The organism is Gelidibacter sp., assembly GCF_039916245.1.
GTDB lineage: Bacteria > Bacteroidota > Bacteroidia > Flavobacteriales > Flavobacteriaceae > Gelidibacter.
Genome location: NZ_JBDSLS010000083.1, coordinates 1 through 12,227, shown reverse-complemented (window position 1 = coordinate 12,227; position 12,227 = coordinate 1). Strand labels below are relative to the sequence as shown.

Annotated in this window: 8 protein-coding genes; 3 read left to right on the top strand and 5 right to left on the bottom strand. The window is 38.0% G+C overall.

The genetic code is table 11. The features are described from left to right. Positions 1–64 precede the first annotated feature (64 nt). The 4 genes from ABIQ28_RS03945 to ABIQ28_RS03930 form a co-directional block, all read right to left on the bottom strand. Positions 65–250, bottom strand: a complete 186-nt coding sequence (locus ABIQ28_RS03945; protein WP_348035448.1) for a CcoQ/FixQ family Cbb3-type cytochrome c oxidase assembly chaperone — start codon at positions 248–250, stop codon at positions 65–67. 5 nt (positions 251–255) lie between these two features. After that, positions 256–2,439: a cytochrome-c oxidase, cbb3-type subunit I gene (gene ccoN / locus ABIQ28_RS03940; protein WP_348035447.1), complete on the bottom strand. Its 2,184-nt coding sequence runs from the start codon at positions 2,437–2,439 to the stop codon at positions 256–258. 9 nt (positions 2,440–2,448) lie between these two features. Further along, positions 2,449–2,643: a cbb3-type cytochrome oxidase assembly protein CcoS gene (ccoS, locus tag ABIQ28_RS03935; protein ID WP_348035446.1), complete on the bottom strand. Its 195-nt coding sequence runs from the start codon at positions 2,641–2,643 to the stop codon at positions 2,449–2,451. A 128-nt stretch (positions 2,644–2,771) separates the two neighbouring features. Then, positions 2,772–5,147, bottom strand: a complete 2,376-nt coding sequence (locus ABIQ28_RS03930) for a heavy metal translocating P-type ATPase metal-binding domain-containing protein (RefSeq protein WP_348035445.1) — start codon at positions 5,145–5,147, stop codon at positions 2,772–2,774. A 144-nt stretch (positions 5,148–5,291) separates the two neighbouring features. On the opposite strand from ABIQ28_RS03930, the gene ABIQ28_RS03925 reads away from it, so the two are divergent. Then, a complete protein-coding gene (locus ABIQ28_RS03925; RefSeq protein WP_348035444.1) occupies positions 5,292–5,927 on the top strand; it encodes a Crp/Fnr family transcriptional regulator in 636 nt (211 codons plus the stop codon). Between the two features lie 532 nt (positions 5,928–6,459). Here the strand turns inward: ABIQ28_RS03925 and ABIQ28_RS03920 are convergent. Then, on the bottom strand, positions 6,460–8,379 hold the full coding sequence (locus ABIQ28_RS03920; protein WP_348035443.1) for a S9 family peptidase: 1,920 nt from the start codon (positions 8,377–8,379) through the stop codon (positions 6,460–6,462). Between the two features lie 171 nt (positions 8,380–8,550). On the opposite strand from ABIQ28_RS03920, the gene ABIQ28_RS03915 reads away from it, so the two are divergent. Together ABIQ28_RS03915 and ABIQ28_RS03910 are read left to right on the top strand one after the other, a co-directional pair. Further along, positions 8,551–9,684, top strand: coding sequence for a VWA domain-containing protein (locus ABIQ28_RS03915; RefSeq protein ID WP_348035442.1), 1,134 nt, complete (start codon positions 8,551–8,553; stop codon positions 9,682–9,684). 174 nt (positions 9,685–9,858) lie between these two features. Next, positions 9,859–11,325, top strand: a complete 1,467-nt coding sequence (locus tag ABIQ28_RS03910) for a magnesium chelatase (protein WP_348035441.1) — start codon at positions 9,859–9,861, stop codon at positions 11,323–11,325. Positions 11,326–12,227: the final 902 nt, after the last annotated feature.

Sequence of the window (12,227 nt, the reverse complement as noted above, 5' to 3'; positions counted from 1 at the left end):
TCAATAAGACCCCAGATGATGAAGAATATCAATGGTACCCTTACGTATGAAGGAATTAAATTTCTCATAATAATGTTTCGTTTTCGTTATCTAAAGGAATATCACTCATTCTATCTATATATTCTTTTTTTGCAGTTAATACCCAGTAAAAAAGGCCTGCGAAAAAGAGGAAAAATATAAGCAAGGAAATTATCGGGTATATTTCTATACCCGCGATACTTTCCATATGGTTTTTTACAAATTTCAGCATGATGGTTAGTTTTGTGTGGTTTCTAAATCTTTAACTTTAATATCCGTTCCAAGACGCTGTAAATAGGCGATAATTGCTACGATTTCACGATTTCGCATTTCTACGAAGTTAGCGCCACCGCTTTGTTTATCGGCTTCGTAAGATCTTACAAAGTCTGGATCAGAATAAAGATTCTCTTCAATTTTAGCACCTTGTTCGGCCATGCTTTGTTGGGCATTGGCAATGTCTTCCTCAGTATAAGGAACACCCAACGTGACCATTGTTCTTAATTTGGTTTCCGTATTGGATTTGTCCAATTCATCCGTAATTAGCCATTTGTAAGCAGGCATAATGGATCCAGATGACGTACTTTGCGGATCATACATGTGGTTAAAGTGCCAGCTGTCCGAATATTTTCCACCAATTCTATGCAAGTCTGGTCCCGTACGTTTACTTCCCCAAAGGAATGGGTGGTCGTAAACAAATTCTCCAGCTTTTGAAAATTCACCGTAACGCTCTACTTCATCTCTAAATGGTCTTACCATTTGAGAGTGACAGCCGACGCAACCTTCACGAATATATAAATCTCTACCTTCAAGTTCCAAAGGCGTATAGGGTTTTACGCTTGTAATGGTTGGGATGTTTGATTTTACCATGATGGTAGGTATAATTTGAACGATACCACCAATAAGGATAGCAATAGTTGCCCCAATAGTTAATTGTACAGGTCTACGCTCCAACCAGCTGTGCCAGTGCTCTCCAGCAACACGTCTTTTAGAAACACGTTCTAATGCAGGAGCTTCTGCTAGTTCGTCAGTAACTTCGCTACCTTTTCTTACGGTTTGGATAATGTTATAAACCATGACCAGCGTACCTGTGATGAATAAAGTACCACCAATAGCTCTCATCCAATACATTGGCATAATTTCGGTAACGGTTTCTAAAAAGTTACCATATACCAAGGTGCCGTCAGGATTGAATTGTTTCCACATACTTGCTTGGGTAAAACCAGCAACGTACAATGGCAAGGCATACATAATGATTCCTAAGGTTCCGATCCAAAAGTGAAGATTGGCCAAACCTACAGAATAAAGTTTTGATTTGGTCAATCGCGGGATTAACCAATAGATCATACCAAAGGCTAAGAACCCGTTCCAGGCCAACGCTGCAACGTGTACGTGTGCAATAATCCAGTCGGTAAAGTGCGCAATAGCATTAACGTTTTTCAACGATAGCATCGGACCTTCAAACGTTGCCATACCATAACCTGTAATCGCAACAACCATGAATTTTAAAACAGGGTCAGTTCTTACTTTATCCCAAGCACCACGAAGTGTTAACAATCCGTTGATCATCCCTCCCCAAGAAGGCATCAATAACATGATGGAGAAGGCGACCCCTAAATTTTGTGCCCATTCTGGTAATGCGGTATATAATAAGTGGTGTGGTCCTGCCCAGATATAAATAAAGATCAGGGACCAAAAGTGAACGATAGAAAGTCTGTAAGAATAAACAGGTCGGTTCGCTGCTTTAGGTACAAAGTAATACATCAAACCTAAGAACGGTGTGGTCAAGAAAAACGCTACGGCGTTATGGCCATACCACCATTGCACCAAGGCATCCTGAACCCCTGCATAAACCGAGTAGCTTTTAAAAGCGCTGACAGGAAGTGCTAAACTATTGAAAATATGAAGGACGGCTACCGTAACAAAAGTGGCAATGTAAAACCAGATGGCTACATATAAATGACGCTGTCTTCTTTTTAATATGGTAGCAATAAGGTTCCAACCAAAAACAACCCAAACAACCGCAATTGCGATATCAATTGGCCACTCTAATTCAGCATATTCCTTGGATGATGTAAACCCTAAAGGAAGCGTAATTGCCGCTGCAACAATAATTAATTGCCATCCCCAGAAGTTGATGTTACTCAAAATATCACTGGACATCCTGGCTTTTAATAAACGCTGTGTGGAGTAATAAACACCCGCAAAGATGGCGTTACCCACAAAAGCAAAAATAACGGCATTGGTGTGTAAAGGTCTCAATCGTCCAAAACTCAACCATGAAATGCCATCGGTAAGGTTAGGGAAAAGAAACAGAAAGGCTAGTAACAGCCCTACAACCATGCCTATTACGCCCCAAAACAAGGTGGCGTAAACGAATTTTTTGACGATCTTGTTATCGTAATAAAATTGTTGCATTTCCATAGTAAAAAATTATTCTTGATTAGTTAGTTTTGATGATTTTTCTTTTTTTGGTTTTTCTGATATTAATTCGTCTTCAAAAAGCATACGAACAGAAGGTGTATAGCTGTCATCATATTGTCCGTTTCTTACCGCCATAATGAAGGCAACAAAAAATACGACAGCAACTAAAATGCTGAGACTCAGTAGTAAATATATAACACTCATACCTATTAGAAGTTATGGCCCAAAAGTACATTTGGTACATTTATTATTTTATGACATTTATCATGTTTTCATGTTTTTCCCTGCTATCTAAAATGGTTCTAAACAGATGAAAATCCATGTTATTAATTTTATTTCAATTTTCGCGCGGTCCAATTTGTGACAATTGTTGTAAAAACAACGATGCTAATGGAGCTCAATGGCATTAATATGGCCGCAACAACAGGTTCTAGTCGTCCGGTAACTGCAAAAGAAACACCCACCACATTATACATAAAGGATAACACAAAACTCCATTTTACGATTTTAATGGCCGATTTGGATAAACTCATGAAATCACTTAAGTTGTTTAGTTTTTCTGCATCTAAAATCGCATCACAAGCTGGGGAAAATACATTTACATTCTCTGATAGTGCAATTCCCACATTACTTTGTGCCAACGCACCAGCATCATTTAATCCGTCGCCAATCATCAATACTTTTGCGCCTTCCGTTTGATGGTGTTTGATATACTCCAATTTATCATCAGGCTTTTGATTAAAAAGCAATTTTGTTCGCGCAGGAAGTAGTTTTTTCAGATTCTCCATTTCGCCTTCATTATCTCCAGAAAGAATGGCGAGGGCATAATTTTTTTTCAGTTTATTGAACAACTGAGACAATCCGGTTCGGTAGGTATTATAAAAGGTGAATTTTCCTTTGTAGGCATTGTTGGCACTAATATGGACAGAAGTGTTCAAAACCGCTGTGGTTTTTGTCTTTCCCACAAAGTTTGCAGAGCCAATTTTGATGCTGTCCTGTTGGTGCACGCCTTCAATGCCTTGTCCCAAATGCTCTTCAAATTCGTCGAGCGTAATGATATCATTTTCATCCAAGAGTGCATAAAGCGTTCGGCTCAGCGGATGATTGGAGCCTCTTAAGGTGTTTTTCAATAAAACCTCTTCGGCCGACGACAGCGCGTTGCCTTCGTAAGTGGCGGTGCTTTCTTTGTTGGAAGTGATCGTTCCGGTTTTATCAAAGATGATGGTGTCGATGGCAGCCAATTGTTCAATAACTGTGGCGTTTTTCAGGTAAAATTTCTGTCTGCCAAAAATGCGAAGGATATTGCCAAGTGTGAATGGCGCTGCTAATGCGATAGCACATGGACAGGCAATAATCAAGACTGAGGTAAAGACGTTTAAGGCTTTACTGGAATCAGCAAACAACCAAAACGTGGTTGATATAAATGCAATGCTCAACACAATAATGGTAAACCGTTTACTGATCAAGTTGGTCAATGTGGTAAAGCCATCTTCTTTAACTTTATTGAAGACATCGTTACTCCACAATTGCGTCAAATAGCTTTGTTCCACACTTTTTAAGGCTTCCATTTCAATACTGCCGGAAGATTGTTTGCCGCCTGCAAAAAGTTTGTCTCCAGATTTTTTGCTGACCGCGTCCGATTCTCCAGTGACAAAGCTATAGTCAATTCTGGCTTTTCCTTTAATGAGGATACCATCTACGGGAATTAATTCCTCATTTCTGATGAGTAATCGGTCGCCCTTTTTAATATCATAAACCTGAATCGGTTCCTCGCAGCCATCTTTCGATATTTTGGTAATGGCAATAGGGAAATAGGATTTATAGTCACGTTCGAAAGATAAAAAGGAATAGGTTTTTTGCTGAAAAAATTTCCCCAACAATAGGAAAAACAACAATCCGGTTAAACTGTCAAAAAATCCTGAGCCGTAATCAAACATGATATCCACGGTGCTTCGTAAAAACAAGACGATGATTCCCAAAGCGATGGGCACGTCAATATTCAATGTTTTGGCACGTAATCCTTTGTAGGCAGAGGTGAAATAGTCCTGAGAGGAATAAAAAACTACCGGCAGCGAAAAGGCGAACATCAGCCATCTGAAAAAATGTTTGTACTGTTCCAACCAAAATTCTCCAACTTCAAAATATTCCGGAAAGGAGAGAAACATGACGTTTCCAAAAGCAAATCCAGCAATGGCAAGTTTATAGATTAAGGAACGGTTAACATGATTTTTTCCTGTGGAAAAATCTTCTAAACTAATATAAGGTTCATAGCCGATGGAGCTGAGGAGAATAACCGCTTCCTTTAAGCTGTATTTTTGAGAATTGAATTGAATCCGGACGGTTTTCTTGCCAAAATTGACTTGTGATGCCAAAATGTGGCTATTGAGCTTATTCAAGTTCTCAAGGAGCCAGATGCATGAACTGCAATGTATTTGCGGAATGTAAAGTGTGGCTATTTGTGATTTGCCGTCATCAAACTCTACTAATTTATCAATAATTTTCTGTTGCGAGAGGAAGTCGTACTTGCCTTGAATGTCTTTTGGCGTAATTCCTGGGGCAGATTGGAGATCATAGTAACAGGTCAGATCGTTTTCTGAAAAAATTTCATAAACCGTCTGACAGCCTTGACAACAAAATGATTTGTCATCATAAAATATTGCGGATGAACCAGATGGATCTCCGCAGTGGAAACAAGTTGATGATCTCATAATTATGCTCTTTTATACCTGGCGCAAACGTACTCAATGATTGCGCGTTAAACTATGATAATTGTCATGTTTTCCGTACTTTTGCGGCTCAATATATAAGGTATGAGTAGATGCGAACAATGTATTGCACGTCAGTTAAATTCAATGAAAACTTTAACTAAAGAGGAACTTAAACAAGTTACGGCATGCAAGACAAACCGATTCTATAAGAAAGGAGATATTATTTTTAATGAGAATGAATTGCTTAACGGAGTGTATTGTATCCGAGAAGGAATTTGTAAAATGACGAAACTGAGTTCCAACGGAAAAGATCATACGGTCAAATTAATGGGTAAAGGCCAATTGATTGGCCAGCGCTCAATTATTAGTGGCGAACGTACACATTTGAGTGCGATTGCATTAAATGACATAGAAATGTGCTTTGTACCTAAAGAACAAATTTTGAGCAATATCAAATCCAATCAAGAGTTTTCATTTAATGTGTTGCAGAATTTGGCCCAGGATTTACGAGAAGCTGAAGACGGGTTGATCAATATGGCGCAAAAGACCGTAAGGCAACGCGTCGCTGAAACCTTAATTTATGTGGGTAATACTTTTGGAGAAAATGAAGACGGCTATTTAAGCGTCAGTCTATCCCGTGAAGATTACGCGAGTATTGTTGGTACGGCAACGGAATCGGCGATTAGGATTTTATCTCAGTTTAAAAAAGAAGGTTTAATTTCTACTAAAGGCAAAAAGATAAAAATTGAAAATAAAATCGATTTGGAGCGCGTCGAGTGAAAGAACGTATCAAATTGTAAAACTATAAAACCCTTAAGCTATTTAATAACTTAGGGTTTTTTAGTTTTTATTCAGTTTTTTTTGAATCATTAAGATTAAGAAGATTAGTTGTTTTTAACTAAATCCTTAATGTCCTCAATTCCTTAATGGCTGTAGTTTTTTGAACCATTAAGATCATTAAGGTATTAGAAGATTAATTGTGTTGTTATTAACTAAGTCCTTAATGTGCTCAATTCCTTAATGGCTGTATTTTTTGAACCATTAAGATCATTAAGGTATTAAGAAGATTAAGTTGTGTTGTTATTAACTAAGTCCTTAATGAATGTCCTCAATTCCTTAATATTATTTTTTAATGACGGTAGTTTTTGAACCATAAAGGTTATTAAGGTATTAAGAAGATTAAGTTGTGTTTAACTAAAATCTTAATGTTCTCAATTCCTTAATATTTTTCTTAATGGTTATTTTTTTTTTAACCGTTAGCTTTAAGATATTAAGACTATTAAGAAAAGTTTACCTTGCTTAATGGTTTAATTTATTCAGTTTTCTCCTTATTTTCCATAGATGGATTTTTTAAATATTTATCTAAAAATTGAACCACTCTGCTATAAGCTTCTATTTGATTTTCTTTTTTGACAAATCCATGACCTTCATCATCAAAGAGTACATATTCAACAGGAACGCCATTTTTGCGAACACCGGCAACAATTTCATCGGATTCTACTTGCAACACTCTTGGATCTTGAGATCCTTGTAAAACGATTAAAGGTTTGGTTACTTTATCCGTATGAAATAATGGAGAAATGCGTTTAAGTCTGACAGAGTCTGCCGTAAAGGGATCTCCCAATTCCAAATACAGTGATTTTCTCATGGATTCCCAATACGGTGGAATACTTTTTAAAGTTCGGATCCAATTGGTCACTCCATAGATGTTGACGCCAACCTTAAATTCTTCAGGAGTGAAGGTTAGTGCTGCCATGGTCATGTAGCCACCATAAGAGCCGCCAATAATGCCGATTTTGTCCCCATCGATTTCCGGTTGTGTAGCCAACCAATTTTTACCTTCCACACAATCTTGTAAATCTTTTTCGCCATGGTTTAAATCGTCCATTTGATAAAACGTTTTGCCATAACCGCTGCTGCCACGATTGTTTACGGCTAACACCGCATAACCATGATTGACCATATATTGAATAAAGGAACTAAATCCTTGACGGGTTTGTCCGCCGGGACCGCCATGCACCCAAACCATAGCAGGAACCTTATTGTCTTTTGAAGCTTGATGCGGCAAATAGTAAATAGCAGGAACTTCAACACCATCAAACGATTTGTAGCGGACAACCGTGGCGGTAACCAAATCTTCTGGACGAATGGCTTCATTTAAAACGTTGGTCAATTGGTGTTGTTCTTTAGTTTCAAAATTATAGGTATATAAATTGGAAGGCATATTCGAACCACCAACATACATGCTCATCCATTTTTCATCACTACTAAAACTGACGCTGGTTATACTCTGATCTCCAAAATTGGGTAAATCAATAGGCATGTTGGTAGCCGTATTGATGACTTCAATTACATTTTTGCCGTCTTCATTCACATAAACGACCATATATGTCCCCTTTTTAGTAAAACCAGCGCCCGTAATATCCCATGGCTTTTGAAGCACATTTGATTTTTCCTTGGTTCTGAGATCGTATTTCATCAAATAGGAGAATTCGACGCCATCATCTGTGGTGTATAAAAGTGAAGCGCTGTCAGGATAAAAGTCTTGTGCTGAATTGCCGCTTTGATCGCTATTCACTTTAGATTTTTCTCTTGTCTTCACGTTATAAACATACAAGTCGCTGTCATTAGTGTTTAAAGATTGTACCAAGGCGATGTAGTTTTTATCCTTGGAGATGCCATTAAAATTCAAGCCGTCATTGTTTTGATAAATCATTTTGGCGCGGAAATCGGCAATACCCATCTCATACACATCAAAAAACTTTGGGTTCATCTTATTGGATCCAAAATAGAAGGACTGCCCATCATCGGCCCAACCATAAAACTCCGTTTTGGCGCCTTTGTCCGGCGTTAAATCCGTAATGACTCCGTTAGTGTCCCTTAAATAAATATGGCTGATTTCATCGCCATTTCCATCTGCCGATAATAACATACGGTCATCGTTCGGGAAAAAGGATTGCGCAAAATAGGACGTGCTGTCCGATGCCGTAACAGGCGTGTAGCTGCCTCCAGAGGTTGGAATCGTGTAGACATTGAAGATTCCTGAGCGATTGCTTGAGATTAGGATTTTGGAATTGTCAAAGGAAAAACTTCCGCCGCTAACGGCTTCGTTGTCCATAAATTGTTCAATAGTGTACTGCGCAACTTTGACGGCAGTATCTTTTTTTTCCTCTTTTTTGTCCTTGCAGGAAATGCAAAGCAGAATTGAAAGTGCAAAAATAATGTGTTTCATGTTTTAGTGTTTTGATTGATTAGTAGAGACTCTTAACTTAGGAGTTATTCGATTTAATCTCTCTATTTCAGAGAGTTGGCTTAAAGGTAATAAAAAACAGAATGATTCGATTTACAAAATCGATGTTAATAGATTTATAGGTCGCACAAAAAATCGTATTTTTATGAAGCTATGACACACAAGAATCTAAAACGTAAAGGTTTTGTCTTTAAAACCTACGAAGCACCCTTTCAGTCGCCTTTTGATAAGCTTTTTGAGATTTTCACGGAGTTGATAACCCACACTTCTGGAGATTTTGACGAAGCTATTGATTGGCTGCGCGAATTGGACAAAGAATATAAATTAACGACGCCCGAATATACCATTGATGATTTTATTGAAGATCTCAAGCAAAAAGGTTTCATCAAAGAAGAAATTGATCCCGATGGCAATGGCGGAGGAATGGCGATTACCGCTAAAACCGAGCGCGCCATCCGACAACAAGCCCTCGATCAAATTTTCGGACAAATCAAACGCAGTGGTCAGGGCAATCACAAAAGCAAAAGTCCGGGTATCGGCGATGAGCATACAGGCGATTTCAGAGAGTATCAATTTGGGGATGCTTTAGATAAAGTGTCCATGACCGAGAGTTTGAAAAATGCACAAATCAATCACGGCATTGGCGACTTTAAGCTATCGGAAGATGATTTGGTAGTTGAGGAGACTTTGCATAAATCGCAAATGAGCACGGTATTAATGATCGATATCAGTCACAGTATGATTTTATATGGTGAAGACCGGATTACGCCTGCAAAGAAAGTGGCGATGGCCTTATCTGAATTGATTACCACGCGGTATCCAAAAGACACTTTGGATATTATAGTATTTGGGAATGACGCCTGGCAAATTGAAATCAAGGATTTACCCTATTTAAAAGTTGGTCCTTATCACACCAATACCGTTGCCGGATTACAGTTGGCTATGGATTTACTGCGAAGAAAACGGAATACCAACAAACAAATTTTTATGATTACCGATGGGAAACCGAGTTGTTTACGCCTTCCGGATGGACAATATTATAAGGACAGTGCGGGTTTAAATCCGTATATCATGAATAAATGCTATGCTATGGCACAGCAAGCACGACGCTTACACATTCCGATAACCACGTTTATGATTGCGCAAGATCCGTATTTGATGCGATTTGTAAAGGAATTTACAGAAGCTAATCAAGGTAAGGCGTTCTACACCGGACTTAAAGGTTTGGGTGAAATGATTTTTGAGGATTATGAAACGAATAGGAAAAAGCGGATTAGGGGAAGTTAAAAAGATGGTAGAGGGTAATTATTAGAGGTTCGTAGCTCGACGTATGGAGCTCGAAGTTTGAAGTAGCTCGTTAGGTTTTCAAAGACTTTTCGATTTAAAAAATATAAACATCTGATTAACTGAAAAAATTCCGAAAGTTCGGAAGTGTTAAGGTTTGTCAGTGAAACAAGAAACATGAAACAAGAAAAAATAAAAACATTAGGCGAATTAAAAAAAGCAGGCTATCAAAGTAAATCGATTAAAGACGAGTTGCGCGACAACCTCATTCAGAAAATAAAGAACAAAGAAACCACTTTTGAAGGGGTTCATGGATATGAAAACACAGTCATCCCAGAATTGGAGCGTGCTATTTTATCACGCCACAATATCAATTTATTAGGATTGCGCGGACAGGCTAAAACCCGATTGGCGCGATTGATGTTGCATCTTTTGGACGAGTATATTCCGGTAGTGGAGGGTTCTGAAATTAATGATGATCCTTTGAATCCCATTTCGAGATATGCCAAAGAATTGATCAAGGAAAAAGGCGATGACACACCTATTTATTGGCTGCACAGAAGTGAACGTTTTGCCGAAAAACTGGCCACTCCCGATGTGACGGTGGCCGATTTGATTGGCGATGTGGATCCAATTAAAGCCGCGAATTTAAAATTGAGTTATGCCGATGACCGTGTGATTCATTATGGAATGATACCGCGTGCGAACCGGTGTGTTTTCGTGATTAATGAATTGCCCGATTTACAAGCCAGAATTCAGGTGGCCTTATTTAATATTTTGCAGGAAGGCGATATTCAGATTAGAGGATTTAAGTTGAGACTGCCTTTGGACATCCAATTTTTGTTCACTGCAAATCCTGAAGACTATACCAACAGAGGCAGTATTGTAACGCCTTTGAAAGATCGAATTGGCTCTCAAATTCTGACCCATTATCCGATTGACATTGAAACCGCACGATTGATTACTGAACAAGAAGCTAAAGTAGTGGAAAGTCAGAAGGAGATGGTTTCGATTCCTGATCTGGCAAGAGATTTATTAGAGCAGATTGTTTTTGAAGCCCGAGAAAGCGACTTTGTAGATACCAAAAGTGGCGTGAGTGCGCGTTTGAGCATAACAGCTTTAGAAAACTTGTTGAGTACAGCCGAGCGTCGTGCCTTAAAAGCAGGAGATCACAAAACCATGGTGCGTTTGAGTGATTTTGTGGGTATTATTCCATCCATAACTGGTAAAATAGAATTGGTTTATGAAGGCGAGCAGGAAGGTGCTGCCGTGGTGGCTTACAATTTAATTGGAGAGGCGGTTAAAAGTCTGTTTGATGAGTTTTTTCCTAAGATTGAAAAACTGAAAAAAGAAGATTCAGAAACAGCCTATGACGATATTATATCCTGGTTTTTTAATCAGAAGGATGGCTTTGAACTATTAGATGATTTAACGGATAAGGACTATAAAGCCTTGTTGGATTCCATTTCGCCTTTAGATGTTTTATTGAAGGAACATCAGCCTAATCTGTCCAAAGAAGACAGTTATTTTGTAAAAGAATTTGTGCTTTGGGCTTTGGTGGAATTCAAACAACTGAACAAGTTTAGATTTTCAGAAGGGATGCAGTTTAAAGATCCTTATGGAAGTTTTATAAGTGGAATTTAGGGATTTCATCAAATAGGCAAGATACCCTTTTTAGGCACTAACCTGCCCATCCGTTCAGGCAGGTTTCACTAAGTAGCACGAATAAATCATTAAATATCATCTAAAATTTGAATGGGGTTTTCAAAATGATTTCACAAATATTGATACTGCCTTCTTAGCAAAACCTATTTGCATAGAAGGTAGTATTTCATAAAACTTTTTTGTCAAGTGAGATGTGCGATTTTAAGTTGTGCAAAACTCACTTTGATTTATTACATTTTCTACCCATCAAATGATCTTAGCCCAAGCATCTGTTTGAGATCAATCCATTTTAAAATTTACTTCAAAACTTGTTGCTTAACTTTTTCCGAAAGTAATTCAGAACAATTTTTCTTTCAGATGGTTTAAGCGTCTTTAAGTGAGAATCTTATAATTATTATTTCCGACTTTGTAATTCATACAGCAAACGGAAATCTACCTTTATTATACAGGTTATTGAATAGGCTCAAAACGTATCATTCCAGAATCTAAAGACATTTTAAGAGGACTTGAAAAGACAAGTGCTTCTTAGATAACCATTATATAGATATGGTACGAATGATCGTAATGTTACGACGAAATTTGGCCTCACAAATATCTGCTGAGCGATTGTCGACATAAAATAAGCTAGTTGCCTTGAAATCTGCAAACAGAAAAAACACTCATAAAATCCCTGTATGTGGACCATCAAAATAAGATTTGCTCATGTAATTATCTTACGGAGATCCGGAAAACTTAGGGTCTAAAAAAGCAATACGCAGTTTTAAAAATAGAAAACAAATTACAACAACTATGAAGGCATTACAAATAACAGGCTACGGAGACGTGCAGGATAATTTGGCATTTAACGACGTAGAAAGACCAAAAATAAAAGAAAATCAGGT